Genomic DNA, 16,109 nt, shown 5'->3' on the forward strand with positions numbered 1-16,109 from the left:
GTACCACCTTCGAAGTGCCGGCGTGGCGGTGCTGCCGCTGCTGGGCGGCGAGGTGGTGCTCATCGAGCACTACCGGCACGCCACCCGGGCCTGGCACTGGGAGATCCCCCGCGGCGGGGGCATTCCTGGCCTGATCTCCACGGACAACTCGGCCAGGACGCTGCAGGAGAAAATCGGCGCCAGCGCCCGGGAGCTGATCCCGCTGGGTAAGGTCCACCCCGACACCGGGCTCCTGGCAGACGCGGTGCTGCTGTATGCGGCGCGCATCGATGAGGTCGGCGACGTGCCGTACGGCAAGGGAATCCGGCAGGCCCGCACCGTGTCCTTCGCCCGGGCCGAGGCGATGGCCAGGGCCGGTGAGATCACCGACGTCTTCACCCTCGCCGCGCTCATGCGTGCCCGCCTTGCCGGGCTGGGCCGGTGACATGAGCGTCCAGGTGCGCTTCAGCGACCCCACGCCGCAGCAGGATGCGGTAATCCGGCAGTGGTTTGAGGACTACATCAGCCGCCCGCACGAGCGGTTGGCGTTCCGGGCCGGTCTGTCCGTTCGTGGAACCCGCTCTCCGTGCCGGCGTGGTGCCGGTGCATCATCGCCGTCGTGCGGGCCGCCCCAGTTTCAGGAGCCGGCGGCTGGGGCCCGCTTCGGCACCTTCTTCACCAGGGCATCGGCGCGGAACGTGCCCGCTGCGGTGGCCACTTCGGCCGAACAGGCCACCGCGAGGTCATCGGCAGTCGTAGGTCAGCCTCGTGACCGCCGTGTGCACCGACGGCGTGAGGAGGCGGAGTTCCGCTCGGCCGGCGTGGTGGCCCTTGCCCTCGAAGGTCCAGCGGAGGCTGAGGGTGGCGTGACGTCGGCCGCGGGGCAGGCGTTCGCGCAGGACGTCCGAGGACGTGCCGTCGCTGCGGAACCAGCGGTAGGTGAACGTGCCCGGGCGGCCGTTCGTCGTGACCTGGGCAAGGATCTGCGCCGTCTCGCCGCAGCCCAGCTCTGCCGGGCGGGCGGTGACCGACACGTCGCGTACCTCCACCGAGGGGCCGAGCCGCTGCCACGCCAGGAAGGCGAGGACGCAGAGGAAGACCAGCGCCGGGAGCGCGTAGCGGCGCAGGCCGCTGTGTGGGACGGGCGGGGGCGGTGGGGGCGTGACGGGCAGCGTGCTGTGGATAGGGTGGGCCGTCGCCGCCGTGACACCGGGGCCGAAGCGCAGGACGGTGCCCTCCACGCGGTCCGGCACCGTCGCGGGGGACACCTGCCGCCGCGGGCCTGTGAACCCCCCGACCGGCACCGTCACGGAGGGCTCCCCCTGCTCCGGCACCGTCGCCCTGGCCCCCTCCTGTTCCGGGCCCGTGAACCAGTGGCCGGCCAGCACCGTCGCGCTGTACTCGGCCTCGGTGGGGCCGAGTCTGCGGGTGGGCTCCTCGGGAACCTGGTCTTCGGGGGTGGTCATCGCACCACACACCGCCTCAGCTCCACCTGCGCGGTCCTGACGCCGCCGGGGGACGCCGGGTCGGTGGTCGCCTGCACGGTCCAATAGCAGGCATCCGTCTGGAAGGCGTGCTCGACGGTGACGGTGAAGTAGTTGCTGCCCCTGCTCGCTGCGCTGCGCTTGAAGGTCTCCGGCGGGCCGTCGGGCGTGAACGGCCCGCCGGGCTCGCCGCTGGTGAACCAGGCGACGGTGAGGGTCAGCGGCCCGGCGCCGTCCGTCTGGATCCTGAACGTCGCCGTGGCGGTCGTGGGGCTGGTCTGCTGGAGGTCCGGCTCCCCGAGTTCGACGAGCGGCGGGGGCGGGGGCGGGGGCGGCGGATCGACGTCGGGGGTAGTCGGGGTCGTGGTCACCGGGGGCGGCGGATCGACCGGCGGAGGCGAGGTCGACGACGTGGCCGGATGGGTGGGTGACTCGAGGGCCGTCGGGGCGGTCGTGGTGGCAGGCGTGGGCGTCTCGCTCAACTCCGCGACGTGGTCGGCCCCGGGTCCCACGCTGCTCGTCGCCAGCGCCCGCGCCGCCTCGCGCGGGGAAGCGGCAGGGGCCGACTGGACACCGTAGGCGGCCAGAAGTACTCCCAGCAGCACCAGGGCCGCCGACAGCACCAGTCCCGTCCGGCCCGGCAGCCACGGCCGCAGCCGACCTCCCGCGGAGGGCTGACGCAGCACCGTCAGGGCGAAGTCCGTCGTGGAGGCCGGGGACGTACGCCCCGACGGCAACAGCAGGGGCAGCAGTGCAACCAGCACGGCGAGCGCCTCGCGGCCGCGCTCCTCCCAGTCGGATCCGTACGCCGCCCCCGCCACCACCTCCAGCTCCTGCACGAACTCCTCGGCGTGTGTGGGCCGCTCCGCCGGGTTCTTCGCCAGGCCCCGAGCCACCAGACCCCGTACCGCCTCCGGCACCTGCTCCACCGGAATCGGCGCGTCCAGGTGCCGTAGCGCCAGCTCGGCGAAGTTCTCGCCCTGGTACGGCTTACGGCGGGTCAGGCACTCGAAGAAGGTGGCCGTGGCCGCGTACACATCGGCGGCGGGCGAGGCGGGCGCACCGGTCCATTGTTCCGGCGCCATATAGGCCGGTGTCCCGGCGATGCCGGCGCTGACGCCGGAGTCCACCGCGATGCCGAAGTCGACGAGGCGGGAGGACCCGTCCGTGCCGACCAGAACGTTCTCCGGCTTGTAGTCGCGGTGGACGACACCGACCCGGTGCGCGTCGGCCAGCCCCAGCAGCGAGCCCTTGAGGACGGTGAGCGCCGCCTCCGGCACCAGCGGGCCCTGCCTCATCAGCAAGGTGCGCAGCGAGATGCCGTCGACCAGCTCCATCACAATCGCGGCCCCGTCGGGGCTCTCGACGTACTCATACAGACCGACGACGTACGGACTCCCCAGCCCGCCCAGCAGCCGCGCCTCCGAGCGGAACCCCTGCACGAAGCCCGGCTGGGTGCGCAAGGAGTCGCTGAGGTACTTCACCGCGACCGGAACCCCGGTCTCCACATGAACGGCGAGCACGACCTGTCCGCTCGCCCCCGAACCGAGTTCCAGCAACTCGGTGTATCCCGGCACCGCCCAAGTGCTCATGTCCGTCCCCCCAAGGCCGCCGTGCCCCGGAACCTCACCCGCCCCGGAGCATCGAGCACGGGATGAGAGACACATTTTCGGGCATCACGGTTGCGGTAGGACACCCCTGGTGCTGCTCCGCGTATGTTCGTGGAGGGGCGTTGGAATGATCAGGCGGCCTTGAGCGGGGTGCCGTCGTAGGTCCACTTGTATGGCTTCGCGGACAGTACGTGCCTGGTTTGAGGGCCGGACGAAAGCCCAGTGCACTGCGTCGGCCGAATCACCAGACTCGCCCGCATGACCGCCGAGATCACTCGAATCAATCCCGATCAGCTTCATCCGACGCCGGGCTATCACCACATCACGGTGGTGGAGGCGGGCCGGACGGCGTTCCTGGCCGGGCAGTGCCCTCTCGACCGCTCCGGCGCGCTGGTGGGTCATGGCGACCTCGATGCCCAGATCGACCAAGTGGCAGCCAATGCCCTCGCCGCCCTGAGTACGGTGGGTGCCCAGCCGGATCAGGTCGTCCGTTCAGTGATCTACGTGGTCAGCCGCGATGCCGTGATCCTGGGCGCCGCCTGGCAACGCCTCACCCATTCGGCCATCGGGCCCGCGTTCACCACCGCGAGCACACTGCTGGGAATCGCGCAGCTCGGCTTTCCCGGGCAGCTGATCGAGGCCGACCTCTCACGGCGGCACTACCCACACGACCAGCTCTCAGCGCACCGGTGCCCCACCCCCCGGGCTGACGAATGCCACCGACGCCAAGCTCGGCAAAGCTGTTCTCCGCGATCTCCAACTGGAAGAGGTCATCGGCCGGCCCATCACCGGGTGATCGACTCGCGCCGGAAGCGCGAACACATGCAGCGGGCGTCGACCAAGCCTTGGAATCGATCATCTAGGGGAGGCTCAAAGGCCTGGCTTGCAGAGGGGTTCAGTGGTCAGATCGCCATCTCGGGGGCCTTGGAGGATTCGGTGGTGTGGTGGCTGGGGTGGGGGGCGTTGACCGCGAGGAGGGAGATCAGGGCGGACAGGACGAGGAAGCCGACCGCCCACCAGTAGGCCGTGGAGAATCCGTGCACCAGCGCGGCGTTGGTGTTGGCCTTGCCGTGTGCGTGGGAGAGCAGGTAGGTGGCGGTGGAGCTGGCCGCGATGGTGTTCAGCAGCGCGGTGCCGACCGAACCGCCGACCTGCTGGGAGGCGCCGACCATCGCGGAGGCTACGCCGGCGTACTCGGGCTGGACTCCATGGGTGCCCAGGCTCATGGAGGGCATGAAGGCGGTGCCGATGCCCAGGCCGGTAATGATCTCGGCGACGGCGAGCAGGCTGTAGGGGCTGTCTTCCCGTAGTAGGACCAGCAGGAGCACGCCGACTGCGGTGACGAGGTAGCCGCCGCTCATCAGCAGGCCGGGACGCATCCTGCCGGTGAGTCGCGTGCCGATGACCATGGAGCCGAAGGCCTGGGCGGCAGCCAGCGGCAGGAACGCCACACCGGTTTCGATCGGGGAGTAGCCCTTGACCAGCTGCAGGTAGTAGCTGAGGAACAGGAACATGCCGAACATGCTGATCACGGCGAGGCCCACTGAGAGGTAGGCGCCGGCCCGGTTGCGTTCCGTCAGGATGTGCAGTGGCAGCAGCGGCGACGTGAGCTTGCCCTCCAGGATGACGAAGGCCAGCAGCAGGATCACGCTTGCGATGAGCATCGTGATGGTGAGGACCGAGTCCCAGCCGCGGCTCTCGGCCTCGGCGAAGCCGAAGACCAGGGCGACCAGGCCCAAAGTCGCGAGGATCGCGCCGGGTATGTCCAGGCGGGTGCGCTTGCCCTCGGTGGAGATGTCGTGGACCACAGTGATTGCGCCGATGATGCCGATGACGGCAATCGGGATGTTGACCAGCATCGACCAGCGCCAGTTCAGGTACTGGGTGAGCACCCCGCCGAGCAGCAGGCCGAGGGCGCCGCCGGCGGTGGCGATGGCGCCGAAGATGCCGAAGGCCTTGGCGCGTTCCTTGGGGTTGGTGAAGGTCAGCGAGATCAGGGCCAGGGCGGAGGGCGCCAGCAGGGCACCGAAGACGCCCTGCCCGGCGCGCGCGGTCAGGAGAACGCCCAGGTTCGTGGCGGCTCCGCCCAGCGCGGAGGCCAGGGCGAAGCCGACCAAGCCGATGGTGAAGGTGCGCTTGCGGCCGAGGAGGTCGCTCAGGCGCCCGCCGAGGATGAGCAGTCCGCCGAAGGCCAGGCCGTAGGCGGTGATGACCCACTGGCGGCCGCCGTCGGAGAAGTGGAGGGCGTCCTGGGCGGAGGGCAGCGCGATGTTCATGACCGCGCTGTCCAGGAAGACCATCAGCTGGGCGATGGATATGAACAGCAGTGCGGCCCAGCGGCGCGGATGCGGATGTGCGAATGTCGCAGACATGAAGGAAGAGGTTCCTCAGCAGTTGGTTGATGCGGTGCTGGTACTGGTGCTGGGAGGGTCAGAACTCCAGAACGAGTCGGCCGCGGACACCGCCGGCCTCGAGGAGACGGTGGGCTTCGGCGGCCTGTTCCGCCGGCAGGACCCGGGCGATACGCATGGTGAGTTCGCCTGCTTCGGCCTGAGAGCGCAGGCGGTCCAGCCGGGCGCGGTCGTCGAGGTAGTCCGGAACGAACACCATGTAGGTGCGCAGGGATCGGCGTCGCAGATCGGCGGGGCGAAGAGCGCGGGGGCCCTCGCCGAGGAACGTGACGATGACGCCGCCGTCGCGGACGGCCTCGGCCACCGCCGAGGAGCCGATGACGGCCGCGTCCACCAGTCCGTCCACGCCCTCCGGCACGGCGTCGAGAATGCGACGGGCCACGCCGGGTCCACGCAGTACTACGAGGTCGGCCCCCAGCGAACGCACAAGCTCCTCGTCCGCCGGCAACGCGTCCGCCACCACGGTGAGCCCCTCGGCCCTGGCCATCTGGATCACGAGTCCGCCGACCACTCCCGCACCACCGGTGACCGCGACGCTCTGCCCGGCGGACAGGCCGAGCAGGTCAAGTGCCCGCCGGGCGGTCAGTCCGTTCATAGGCAGCGTCGCCGCCTCGGCATGGCTGGTTCCCTCGGGTGCGCGGGTCACCCGTTGCGCGGGCAGGGTCAGGTACTGCGCATAGGCGCCGCCGCCGGGCTCGGTCGGCATGGTCATCGCCATCACCCGGTCCCCGATGCGCAGATCGGTGACCGCGCCCGCCCCGATCTCATCCAACACTCCGGCGGCTTCCATGCCCGGAACGTACGGGGGTGCAGGGGAGATGAGGCCGAGTGAACCGTTGCGCAGATACCTGTCGCCGGGATTCACCGATGCGGCGTGCACCCGGACGCGCACCTGACCGGGACCGGCGTGGGGCTCGGGCACTTCCAAGACCCGCAGGGCTTCCGGCCCCCCGAATCGGGTTACGCCTACTGTCTTCATGATCCCTCACAATTTTGACTGTTCGTTACAGATTCGGGGCATGGGGGTGGCCGGGTGCACACGGCTGTTCTCACCGGCGTCGGGCCGGGTCGGGCAGGTCAGGCCAGGGTCTGTGCGGCGCCTTCGGCGGATGAGCGGTCGATGGCGTTCAGGAGCTGGTGGCGTGTGTGGGCGTAGGCGAAGTCGGGGACCGTGTGGGTCCCTTCGCGCAAGTCCCGTCCCAGGTGCGTGTAGAGCGCGGCGACGTTCCTGGCCGGGCCGGTGAGGCCTGCGGGGATGTCGGCGGAGTACGCGGCGGGCACCTCGAGGGGGGAGACGGTCGTGTCCGTGCCGAAGCCGGCCTGGAGCGTGAGGTCAGTGACCTGGAGGTTGCCCCATGGGGCGGTCAGGACCAGGTCCCCGTCGGTGCCGTTGATCTCCCAGCGGAAGTTGTCACCGCGGGAGGTGCCGCCGCGGTAGAAGACGGACGCCGCGGCGCCGCTGTCGAGGGTGCCGATGAGGGAAATCTGGTCCGGGGCGGTCACCGGGACGACGGTGTTGCCGTCGTCGGTCACGGTGACCTGCGTGCGGCCCAGGACGAGCTCGGCCGACAGGTGGCCGAACTGGCCGAGCGTGACGTTGAGCGCGTCGATGGCGTGGAGGGCGGCGCCGGTCAGCGGAGTGGCGCCCTGCGTCCGGTCGTACCAGTACGCATGGGCCCGGGTGGTCTCCCCGCCCCAGACCATGCCGGAGGCCACCATGCTGGTGCCCAGGACTCGGCCGATCCGGCCGTCCTCGACCAGGCGGCGCGCGAAGCGGAGTTCGGGGTGGTAGCGGCCCTGCAGGCCGATGGCGGTGCGAACCCCCGCAGCCTCGGCGCGCCGGGTCAGCTCGGTGGCCTCGGCCAGGTTCAGGGCGAGTGGCCATTCGGCGTAGACCGTCTTGCCGGCGTCGATCGCCGCCGAGATCAGCTCCCGGTGGTGGGGGACCTTGACCGCGACCACGACGACGTCGACCCCGGGATGGGCGAGGAGGTCCGCGTGGTTGTCGAAAGCGGCCTCGACCCCGAACTCCTTCCCGGCAGCGTTCGCGGATTCCTGGCGCGAGGTGCTGACGGCGCGCAGTTCGAAGTCCGGCAGTGCCTTGAGGGCGGGGATGTGACTGATGGAGGCCCAGCCTCCCTGGCTGCCGCCGATGATGCCGACACCGATGGTGTTCATGTTGTCACTCCTGCGAATAGGGGCCCTGGCGGGCTCATGAGGGTGTGTCTGTCTTGTTGTTACTTCTTCGGCGCGGAGGACGGCGTCCAGTTGGGGACGGTGTCCACCCGGAACCGGGACAGCACGGTGCTGTCGATGTACCAGTGGCCGTTGATCCGCTTGTACGTGTCGTGGTACTCGCCGTAGCCGTGGAAGCCGTTCCTGTAGGTGGAGCCGGCCGGGAAGCTCACGTAGTCCTCCATCGCCCAGATTGCCGAGGCGCGGTTGCCGTGCACCTGAATCTCCGGGAGGAAGCCCTGGTGGGCGCTGGGGGCGTCGCCGAGCAGCGCCGCCGTCTTCTCGGCGAGCTCCTTGCCGCTGCTGTACTTGGCGCCGACGTCGATCGTGGGGTGGGCGGTGAAGAGCGTGGCCAGCTTCGACCACTGCTTGCTGTCGATGGACCGGAAGTAACGCGCCTTCAGCTGCCGGATGTCCTCGATGTCGGCCAGTCGCTGCACACTGGCCGCGTTCGACGCGGTACGGGAGTGCGCCTCGGCGGACGCGGACTGGGAGGCCCAGGCCGCCGCTCCTGCGCCGCCGCCGACCAGCAGCGTGGCCGCCGCGGCCGCGGCGGCCACGCGGGAGCGCCACGCGGAGGGCTTACGGGATTCCTGTTCGTCCATGGTGTCTTCCTTTCGGCTCCGTGCCTCGGGGCGGGAGCGGCAGGTCTTGTCCGGCCATTGAGTTCCAGGCCTGCGTTGTGAGCGCCGGACGCTGATCCAAGGAGCGCCGTTGCCGGGAGGGCGATCGGGCGCCGGCCTTCAGTGAATCGTATGTGGAACGATGAGTCAAAAAAAACTTCTGTTTACATGTCCCATATGGAAGTAAAATTTGTACTGTCCGTTCCTGATAGGCTTCGGTTCATGGCACGCATCAGGGAATTCGACACGGAGGCGGCGGTGGAGGCGGCGATGAACGCCTTCCGTCGCAGGGGCTACGAGGGAACGTCGGTTCAGGACCTGGTGAGCGCCACCGGCTTGGGTCGCGGATCGCTGTATGCCGCGTTCGGCAGCAAGGAGGGGCTGTACCTGGCGGCCATGGACAGGTACCGCGAACGGTATGCGCTGCCTCTGGTCGAGCTCCTGCGCGGTGGGGCGCCGGCTCGCGAGCTGCTGCGCGAGGTCCTGGTCGGGACCGTGGACGCGATCGTGCGCGACGGGAGCCGGCAGGCCTGCCTGATCGTCGGCGCCACGACGGAGCGCATCGCACACGACCCCAAGGCCGCCGCGCACGTGCGCTCGACGACCGCCTCACTGGAGGACGCGCTCTGCGAGCTCATCGCGGAAGCGCAGGCAAGTGGGGAGCTGCCCGCCGCCCGCGGCGCCCGCGACCTGGCCCGATTCCTCCTGGTGACCATGCAGGGGCTGAAGGTGATGGGTGCCATCGATCCGGACCGGCCCTCGCTGATGGGGGCCGTCGAAGTGGCCCTGGGCGCCCTTGACCGAACGGGCACCGCTTGATCCACGACGCATCGCGCCAGGGCGTCTTCAGCGAAGCACCGCGGGTCACAGGTGATGACTGCCTCGGCTCTGCCTGGTCGCAGAGGGAGGATCTGGAAGGGACGGCGCGATGGCGCCCGACGCCTCCCGGGTCGGCGTGGCCAACGAACCTTTCCATCCTGAAGAACGACCGCGCCCGCGCGATCCGCCTCATCACTCCGCCCCCGTATCTGCGAGGTCCTCGATCGCCAGCCAGGCACGCCGTCCGACCGGTTGATCGGACAGACCTGTCTGTTAGTCTTCAGGTGACGAATCCTAGGGGTCCCGGAGAGGGGCGAGTAACTGCCATGCCTGCCACGGCCAAGCGCCTCCCGGCGCGCGAGCGCATCCTTACGACGGCGGAAGAGCTGTTCTCCGCCCATGGGCTGCGCGGCGTGGGCGTCGACCGCATCATCGCCGATTCGGGCGTCGCCAAGTCCACCCTGTATGTGCACTTCCCGTCCAAGGACGAACTGGCCGCCGCCTATCTGCGGCGGACCGACGACTCATGGCGCGGCAAACTGCGGGCCGCCGCGCTGGCGGCCGGTGACAGTCCCCGCGATCAGCTGGTGGGTCTGTTCGACGCGGTCACCGCCTCCTACGAACGGCACGGATTTCACGGCTGCCCGTTCATCAACGCCGCCGCCGAGAGCGTGCCGGGGAGCCTCCCGCACACCGTGACCGTCGAACACAAGCGAGCGGTGCGGGCATGGGTGCGCGACCTGGCCGAGGCGGCCGGAGCTGCCGACCCCGACCAGCTGGCCCTGCAGCTCACCCTGCTGGTCGACGGTGCGCTGGCGGCGGGCAAGCTCGAGCAGGACCCGGCCATACCCGCCGCCGCCAAGGAGGCGGCACGGTTCGCGGTCGAATACTCCTGCCCGCCTCCTACCACCTGACCCCTCCAGGCCCTCATGCGCCCCCTCGGGGCACCTGAGGGATTTTCGGATCCAAAGAAAACAGACCTGTCTGTTCGAAAGGAATACTATGACCACCTCCCGCCCTGCGGCGGCCGCGTCCATGCGCGCGGTTGTGCTGGAGCAGTTCGGCGGCCCGCTGACCCTGAGCGAACTCGCGACCCCTGCCGCCGGGCCGGGCCAGGTGCTGGTGCGAGTAGCGGCCAGCGGCGTGAACCCGCTGGACACCAAGATCCGGGCCGGTAAGGCGGCCCACGCTCGCAGCCGACTGCCCGCCGTCCTTGGAGTGGACCTGGCCGGCGTGGTCGAGGCCGTCGGTCCCGAGGTCACCGGCTTCACCCCGGGCGACGAGGTGTACGGGCTCACCGGCGGCGTCGGCGAGCTGCAGGGCTCGCTGGCCGAGTACGCGGCCGTCGACGCCCGGCTGCTTGCGCACCAGCCCGTCTCCTTGAGCCCGCGGGAGGCGGCAGCACTGCCGCTGACCGTCATCACGGCCTGGGAGGGTCTGGTGGACCGGGCGCAGGTGAAGACCGGTCAGCGGGTCCTCGTCCACGGCGGAGCCGGCGGCATCGGGCATGTGGCCATTCAGATCGCCCGGGCGCGGGGAGCCAAGGTCTTCGCAACCGGATCAGCCCGCAGCCTGGAGACCATCGCCCGCCTTGGAGCAACGCCGATCGACTACACCACCACCCCGGTCGAGGACTACGTCACCCGGCACACCGGCGGTGAGGGCTTCGACATCATCTTCGACACCGTCGGCGGCGAAACGCTCGACGCCTCCTTCACCGCGGTACGCACCTACACCGGTCATGTGGTCAGCGCCCTGGGTTGGGGCACCCACAGCATTGCGCCCCTGTCGTTCCGCGGGGCCACATACTCGGGCGTCTTCACGCTGCTGCCGATGCTGACCGGACGGGGCCGGGAACACCACGGGGAGATTCTGCGGGAGGCGGCCGCCCTTGTTGACGCCGGGGCGCTCATGCCCATGGTCGATCCCCGGCATTTCACCCTCCATACGGCCGCCGAGGCCCACAAGGCGGTGGAGAGCGGATCCGCCGCGGGCAAGATCATCATCGACGTCGCGGAGTGACCGTTTCCGGTTCAGGCGGCGACCGGACATATGTGGACGCCGCTCGGACGCCCCGCGTGCCTGCGCCAACAGCCCGAACTGGCCGGGAGTTCGGCCTGGCCCGCTCGCGACAGTGCGGGATGACCAGACCGGTGCTCCGGCAGCCGCCGTCCGCGATGACTGTGGCCCGGCCGACGGCGTGCTTGGTGCCGGCCTGTTCCCACTTTGCAGTCGTTGTGGTTACCCGCCGCCGGCCGAGCGGCGGCGACGCTGAGCCGGGTGTCGGCGTCGAGACGACCTTCACTCCCGTGGACGCTGTCGGGGCGAATCGAGGACGCCGCGCGATGCCCTGGCGGCAGGGATGCGCACGGCGCTCCCATGTTTACGCGGCGAGGCGTTCGGCGAGGGCCTTGGCCTTGGTGGCCGCGTCCTGCAGGGCGCGGTCGCGGGAGGTTTCGAAGAGCGGCACCAGTTCGGCCATGGCCGGGTTGTGCGGGGCCATGGTGAGTTCCGGAACGATGAAGTCGAGGTCGAGGGCGAGCATGTCGGCGAGGGTCGCCGTCAGGTAGTTCTGCACGTACTCGTAGGGCTCCTTCGGGGTGCCGGGCGCGTAGGAGCCGCCGCGGCTGGCGACGACGGTGACCGGGGTGCCCTTGGCAGAGGGGTTCTCGCCAGAGGTGCGGCCGTGGAGGATCACGTTGTCCAGCCATGCCTTGAGGGTCGACGGGATCGAGTAGTTGTACATCGGCGCGCCGATCAGCACCGCGTCTGCCTGCTCCAGTTCCTCGATCAGCTGGAGGCGTTCAGCGAAGGCGGCGGCCTGCTCGGGCGTGTGGGCGTTCGGATCGGCGAAGCCCGCGGTGTGTGCGGCGGCGGTGATATGCGGGACGGGGGCGACGGAGAGGTCGCGGTAGATCACCGTGCTCTCCGGGTGTTGCTCTTCCCAGGTCTTGCGGAAGGTCTCCGTAACGGCGCGGGAGGCGGAGGCGCCGCCCGGGAACACGGAGGAGTCGATGTGCAGCAACGTGGCCATGGTTTGTCTCCAGTAGGGGGGTGACAGGGCGGGCGCCTGCGGCGGGTGCCGTGGGGCTCGTGGTCGGTGAGTCGATGGGGCCGGCGGTCAGGCCGGCGGCCGGGGGCGCAGGACACCGTCGGGGTCGTAGCGCTTCCACAGGTCGGTGACGCGGGTGCCGGTCGGTCCGGGGTAGGCGCGTGAGAACGTCGTCTTGTCGGGATTGCTCTCGAAGTTCACGTAGACGCCGTCGGTGTGTGGGGCGAGGGGCGCCCAGGCGGCGGCCAGCGTGGCGCGGTCGTCCGGCGGGAACGCCGAGGCGATGACGAGGGTGTTCTGATGGCGGTGTGTGAAGGCCATGGCAGAGGGGGCGGGGTCGTGGACCGCGCCGCCGAGCGAACGCAGCTGGACCAGGACCGGGTCGGGGGCGGCCGACGCCGCGACCAGGACACGGGCGGCATCCGGAGTCATGTCGGTGAGCAGTCCGTTGGTCGTGCTGGAGGGCATCTGCCCGGTGTTGGTGTGCAGGTGGAGCGGTGGGACCAGCTCTGTGTAGGAGATGACATGGGCCTGCTGGGCCATTACGTCACCGATGCCGAGCAGCGGTTCGATGGCGTCGCGGATGACTGACGGGCTGTCCGAGGCCACGACAGCGCTGATGAACGCGGCGGTGGCGGCGCCCTGCGAGGACAGCATCACCGCCGTCGACAGCTCGCGCGGCGCCCGTGCCATGACGGCCTCCCAGCGCCGCAGCGTCTCCCCGGCCGGGTCCACCGCCACGACCAGCTGCGCGTAACCGACGTCACGAAGATCCATGGCCTCGATCTCGAAGGCCACCGCGATCCCGGCACCCGCGCCGGCCCCGCGCATCACCCACAGCAGGTCAGGCTCGGCCTCGGCATCGGCGCGCACGGCCGATCCGTCGGGCAGGACGAGCTCGACGGCGCGGATGTGGTCGACGGTGAGTCCGTACTGCCGTACGAGCCATCCGACGCCGCCCCCGGTGGCGATGCCTCCGACCCCGACGTTGCCGTGGTCGCCCGAACTGATGGCGAGCCTGTGCGGGGCGAGCGCCTGGGCGACCTGGGCCCAGCGGGCGCCCGCCTCGACACGGACCAGACGGGAACCGCGGTCGAGGACGTCGACTCGGTGCAGCGCGCTCAGGTCAATGACGAGCCCGCCGTTGTTGGTGCCGCTGCCGGACAGGCCGTGCCCGCCGCTGCGAACGGCCACCCGAAGCCCCGTCTCCCGCGCGAGCCGCAGCGCCGCCGCGACATCGCCCGCGGACTCGGGCAGGACGACGGCGGCTGGGTGGCCCACGGTGGTGTAGGTGGAACGGAGCAGCCGGTAGCGGCGGTCGTCGGGCATGACCAGCTTGCCGGCGAGCTCGGTCGGCACGGTGGAGAGGGTGCCGTTCATCGCCTGCTCCGGAGAGCGCCGACGCGCTCGCGTACTGCGGGCACGACCTCGGCGGCGAAGAGCGCGAGCTGCTGCTCGGGGTCAGTGGCGGGCCAGAAGACGAAGGTGTCGAAGCCGAGTTCCTCGGCCCACTCGGCGAGTGTGTCTGTCCACCGCCGCACATCGCCGACGAGCCCGGGTCCGTCCGCGTGGTCGCCGATCACGCCGGTCACGTTGTAGACGCGCCGGAGCGTCCTCGGGTCGCGGCCTGCGTCGGCGACCGCCTCGTCGATGATCCGCTGACGCGAGGGCACCTCCTGCGGCGGGACGTAGATGTTCAGCGGAGAGATCCAGCCGTCGGCCAACCGGCCGGCGACGGCGAGCATCTGCGGCTTCTGGGCGCCGAGCCAGAGCTCGACGGGCTTCGGGGACACCGGTCCGGCGCGGTAACCGCCGACGGCGTGGTACTGGCTGTGCAGTCGTACGACGCCCCCGGACAGGGCCGCGCGCAGGAGCCCCAGGGACTCCTCGGCGAATGCCACCATGTCCTGTCCGCGTCGCGCCGGTCCGCCCATCGAGGCGATGGCATCGGGGATGCCGCCCCCGCCGACACCGAGCTGGATCCGTCCGTCGGTGAGCACGCTCAGCGACGCGGCGGCCTTGGCGAGCATCACCGGCGGACGCAACTGCAGGTCGACGACGTCGGTGAGGAAGGAGATGCGGTCGGTGGCCGCGGACAGATGCGTGATCAGGGTCCAAGCGTCGAGGTGGCCGGGCTGGTAGGGGTGGTCCTGGACGGCGAGGTAGTCCAGGCCCGAGTCCTCCGCCGTCCGCGCGAGGCGCCGGGTCTGCGCCCAGGCCCCGGCGGAGGGATCGAGGTTCACTCCGAAGGAGAGTGGGCGTCCGTAGTCGGTCATGCGTCTACGGTGCGCCGGACCGCCCCACCGGCAAAGCGGTGGGTAAGGTGCTAATCTTTTGTAAGTGAGCTCCATTCATGACGACACCTGCCCGAGCTTCGAAGGCACCCTCGAACTGATCGGACGCCGCTGGACGGGTTCGGTACTGCAGGCCGCCGACCGTGGAGCCCGGCGCTTCGGTGAGTACCGGACGATGATCGACGGCATCTCCGACCGGCTGCTCTCCCAGCGCCTGAAAGAACTCGAGGCCGCGGGCCTCATCGAGCGCACCGTCATACCCTCTACGCCCGTACAAGTCCGCTATCAGCTGTCCCCGGACGGCCAGGCACTTGTGGACGCCCTGCTGCCGCTCGCGCAGTGGAGCATGCACCGCTCAGGGCCCAGGGGCTCGGGGCGGGTTCCGTCGTCGACGTAGCCTCCGGCTAAGGAGGCGCGCGCACTCATTCTGTCGGCTCTGAGGCGCCCAGGTCTTCGGCGAGCGCGTCTTTGGGTTCGACAGGGCCTCACCTATGCGATCCGCGTCCTCGCGCAGTCGTACGCCGAACACCCCGCCTACCGCCGGGAATGGCGCCCCTGGAAGCCTCAAGGAAACAGGCTCTAGCCTAGAAAACCACTGAAGATCTTGAAACCGCGCCCGGCTTGCACCGGTTCAACCCGATTGGCATTAGGGGCAATCCGATATGAGCCGGGCGGCCCGAGCAAGATCTTCTAGTGGGCAATCGCGCGCGGCGATCTGAGAGACCCTCTGAAGAGGTTGCCCAAACTGCGATGAGTCCCGGCACGGTCCCGGGTCTTCAGGTACAGCCACCTTCCGCGCGCGAAATTGGAGGCACCTTGAAGCTCTTGCTGACGTCAGGCGGCGTCACGAACCCAAGCATCAACTCGGCGCTCGTGCAGCTTCTTGGCAAGCCGATCGCCGAGTGCCGCGCCCTCTGCGTCCCGACGGCACAGTGGGGTCACCCGATGTGCGGTCCGACATCGGCGCGGGGCTTCGTAGCCGCCGAGCCCGAGTGGCAGCACCTGTCCGGCCTGGGCTGGGCGTCGCTCGGTGTCCTGGAGCTCACCGCACTGCCCACCATCGGCGCGGAGCGATGGGTCCCCTGGATCCGGGAGGCCGATGTGCTCCTGGTCGACGGCGGCGACGCGACGTACCTGTGCCACTGGATGCGGGAGTCCGGGCTGGCCGATCTGCTGCCTTCGCTGCCCGACACGGTCTGGGTGGGAGTGAGCGCCGGAAGCATGGTGATGACGCCCCGGATCGGAGCGTACTTCGTCGAGTGGCCGTCCGCGCCGGACGACCGCACCCTGGGAGTCGTCGACTTCTCGATCTTCCCGCACCTGGACGCTTTCCCGCAGAACACCCTGGCTGACGCGGAGCGGTGGGCCGCCGACATCGGCGTTCCGGCCTACGCCATCGACGAACAGACGGCCATCAAGGTCGTCGACGGCCTCGTCGAGGTGGTCTCCGAAGGGCAATGGACGAAATTCGGGTCATAGCCACCCGGCATTCGTGACGTCGCGCCGTTGGACGTGACCTTGTCGCCTTGCAGCACTTCCCAGCTGGAAGACTCATGAAGATCGCCAGCACCTTGAAGTGCAGGGCCCCTCCGCCCTGCTCGG

At 69.9% G+C, this 16,109-nt stretch carries 16 protein-coding genes and 2 pseudogenes; 8 read left to right on the forward strand and 10 right to left on the reverse strand.

The features are described 5' to 3' along the window. Positions 1-22 precede the first annotated feature (22 nt). Positions 23-424 (forward strand): NUDIX hydrolase, encoded by a 402-nt coding sequence (locus tag OG878_RS40535; RefSeq protein WP_328891716.1) that lies wholly within the window; start codon positions 23-25, stop codon positions 422-424. Between the two features lie 298 nt (positions 425-722). Here the strand turns inward: OG878_RS40535 and OG878_RS40540 are convergent, their stop codons facing one another. Both OG878_RS40540 and OG878_RS40545 read right to left on the reverse strand, forming a co-directional pair. Continuing rightward, a complete protein-coding gene (locus OG878_RS40540; protein WP_328891717.1) occupies positions 723-1,445 on the reverse strand; it encodes a hypothetical protein in 723 nt (240 codons plus the stop codon). Next, on the reverse strand, positions 1,442-3,055 hold the full coding sequence (locus OG878_RS40545) for a serine/threonine-protein kinase (protein WP_328891718.1): 1,614 nt from the start codon (positions 3,053-3,055) through the stop codon (positions 1,442-1,444). The genes OG878_RS40540 and OG878_RS40545 overlap by 4 nt, the downstream gene beginning before the upstream one ends. A gap of 276 nt (positions 3,056-3,331) precedes the next feature. Between OG878_RS40545 and OG878_RS40550 the strand changes: the two are divergent. After that, positions 3,332-3,652: pseudogene (locus OG878_RS40550) on the forward strand (RidA family protein); the annotation flags it as partial. A gap of 323 nt (positions 3,653-3,975) precedes the next feature. Here the strand turns inward: OG878_RS40550 and OG878_RS40555 are convergent. The 4 genes from OG878_RS40555 to OG878_RS40570 form a co-directional block, all read right to left on the reverse strand. Next, the gene (locus tag OG878_RS40555; protein WP_328891719.1) at positions 3,976-5,445 is read right to left on the reverse strand and encodes an MFS transporter; all 1,470 of its coding nucleotides are present in this window, start codon (positions 5,443-5,445) and stop codon (positions 3,976-3,978) included. A gap of 58 nt (positions 5,446-5,503) precedes the next feature. After that, entirely contained in the window at positions 5,504-6,406 is a 903-nt protein-coding gene (locus OG878_RS40560; protein WP_328891720.1) for an NADP-dependent oxidoreductase, read from the reverse strand. 155 nt (positions 6,407-6,561) lie between these two features. Continuing rightward, positions 6,562-7,662, reverse strand: a complete 1,101-nt coding sequence (locus OG878_RS40565; protein ID WP_328891721.1) for a Gfo/Idh/MocA family protein — start codon at positions 7,660-7,662, stop codon at positions 6,562-6,564. Between the two features lie 59 nt (positions 7,663-7,721). After that, on the reverse strand, positions 7,722-8,324 hold the full coding sequence (locus OG878_RS40570) for a nuclear transport factor 2 family protein (protein ID WP_328891722.1): 603 nt from the start codon (positions 8,322-8,324) through the stop codon (positions 7,722-7,724). Positions 8,325-8,564: 240 nt separating this feature from the next. Between OG878_RS40570 and OG878_RS40575 the strand changes: the two genes are divergently transcribed. The 3 genes from OG878_RS40575 (at position 8,565) to OG878_RS40585 (ending at position 11,183) form a co-directional block, all read left to right on the forward strand. Next, positions 8,565-9,161: a TetR/AcrR family transcriptional regulator gene (locus OG878_RS40575; protein ID WP_328891723.1), complete on the forward strand. Its 597-nt coding sequence runs from the start codon at positions 8,565-8,567 to the stop codon at positions 9,159-9,161. 326 nt (positions 9,162-9,487) lie between these two features. Beyond that, positions 9,488-10,075: a TetR/AcrR family transcriptional regulator gene (locus OG878_RS40580; RefSeq protein ID WP_326623997.1), complete on the forward strand. Its 588-nt coding sequence runs from the start codon at positions 9,488-9,490 to the stop codon at positions 10,073-10,075. Positions 10,076-10,163: 88 nt separating this feature from the next. Further along, complete coding sequence (locus tag OG878_RS40585; protein ID WP_328891724.1) at positions 10,164-11,183, forward strand: zinc-dependent alcohol dehydrogenase family protein; 1,020 nt, start codon at positions 10,164-10,166, stop codon at positions 11,181-11,183. 94 nt (positions 11,184-11,277) lie between these two features. Here the strand turns inward: OG878_RS40585 and OG878_RS40590 are convergent. The 4 genes and pseudogenes from OG878_RS40590 to OG878_RS40605 form a co-directional block, all read right to left on the reverse strand. Beyond that, positions 11,278-11,455, reverse strand: a pseudogene (locus OG878_RS40590) (IS5/IS1182 family transposase); the annotation flags it as partial. Between the two features lie 89 nt (positions 11,456-11,544). Beyond that, positions 11,545-12,195 (reverse strand): FMN-dependent NADH-azoreductase, encoded by a 651-nt coding sequence (locus OG878_RS40595; protein WP_326816230.1) that lies wholly within the window; start codon positions 12,193-12,195, stop codon positions 11,545-11,547. 87 nt (positions 12,196-12,282) lie between these two features. Then, positions 12,283-13,593, reverse strand: coding sequence for an FAD-binding oxidoreductase (locus OG878_RS40600; RefSeq protein ID WP_328891725.1), 1,311 nt, complete (start codon positions 13,591-13,593; stop codon positions 12,283-12,285). Further along, on the reverse strand, positions 13,590-14,489 hold the full coding sequence (locus OG878_RS40605; protein ID WP_328891726.1) for an LLM class flavin-dependent oxidoreductase: 900 nt from the start codon (positions 14,487-14,489) through the stop codon (positions 13,590-13,592). Before OG878_RS40605 ends, OG878_RS40600 begins: the two co-directional genes overlap by 4 nt. Before the next feature lie 64 nt (positions 14,490-14,553). On the opposite strand from OG878_RS40605, the gene OG878_RS40610 reads away from it, so the two are divergent. From OG878_RS40610 to OG878_RS40615, 3 genes are all read left to right on the forward strand, one after another. Beyond that, positions 14,554-14,904 carry a winged helix-turn-helix transcriptional regulator gene (locus tag OG878_RS40610; protein WP_326624003.1) on the forward strand — a complete coding sequence of 117 codons (351 nt, stop codon included), beginning with the start codon at positions 14,554-14,556 and terminating at the stop codon, positions 14,902-14,904. A gap of 39 nt (positions 14,905-14,943) precedes the next feature. Continuing rightward, complete coding sequence (locus tag OG878_RS42555; RefSeq protein ID WP_443049315.1) at positions 14,944-15,090, forward strand: DUF6221 family protein; 147 nt, start codon at positions 14,944-14,946, stop codon at positions 15,088-15,090. Between the two features lie 233 nt (positions 15,091-15,323). Beyond that, a complete protein-coding gene (locus OG878_RS40615) occupies positions 15,324-15,986 on the forward strand; it encodes a Type 1 glutamine amidotransferase-like domain-containing protein (protein WP_328891727.1) in 663 nt (220 codons plus the stop codon). The last annotated feature ends 123 nt before the right edge of the window (positions 15,987-16,109 follow it).

It is taken from the genome of Streptomyces sp. NBC_00316, assembly GCF_036158715.1.
In the GTDB taxonomy this organism is placed as follows: Bacteria; Actinomycetota; Actinomycetes; order Streptomycetales; family Streptomycetaceae; genus Streptomyces.

Bases quoted from the DNA above. Each gene is read 5' to 3' on its own strand.
- OG878_RS40585 (WP_328891724.1), top strand. From the start codon at position 10,164: ATGACCACCTCCCGCCCTGCGGCGGCCGCGTCCATGCGCGCGGTTGTG.
- OG878_RS40595 (WP_326816230.1), bottom strand. From the start codon at position 12,195: ATGGCCACGTTGCTGCACATCGACTCCTCCGTGTTCCCGGGCGGCGCC.
- OG878_RS40580 (WP_326623997.1), top strand. From the start codon at position 9,488: ATGCCTGCCACGGCCAAGCGCCTCCCGGCGCGCGAGCGCATCCTTACG.
- OG878_RS40575 (WP_328891723.1), top strand. From the start codon at position 8,565: ATGGCACGCATCAGGGAATTCGACACGGAGGCGGCGGTGGAGGCGGCG.
- OG878_RS40605 (WP_328891726.1), bottom strand. From the start codon at position 14,489: ATGACCGACTACGGACGCCCACTCTCCTTCGGAGTGAACCTCGATCCC.
- OG878_RS40545 (WP_328891718.1), bottom strand. From the start codon at position 3,055: ATGAGCACTTGGGCGGTGCCGGGATACACCGAGTTGCTGGAACTCGGT.
- OG878_RS40565 (WP_328891721.1), bottom strand. From the start codon at position 7,662: ATGAACACCATCGGTGTCGGCATCATCGGCGGCAGCCAGGGAGGCTGG.
- OG878_RS40600 (WP_328891725.1), bottom strand. From the start codon at position 13,593: ATGAACGGCACCCTCTCCACCGTGCCGACCGAGCTCGCCGGCAAGCTG.
- OG878_RS40555 (WP_328891719.1), bottom strand. From the start codon at position 5,445: ATGTCTGCGACATTCGCACATCCGCATCCGCGCCGCTGGGCCGCACTG.
- OG878_RS40540 (WP_328891717.1), bottom strand. From the start codon at position 1,445: ATGACCACCCCCGAAGACCAGGTTCCCGAGGAGCCCACCCGCAGACTC.
- OG878_RS40570 (WP_328891722.1), bottom strand. From the start codon at position 8,324: ATGGACGAACAGGAATCCCGTAAGCCCTCCGCGTGGCGCTCCCGCGTG.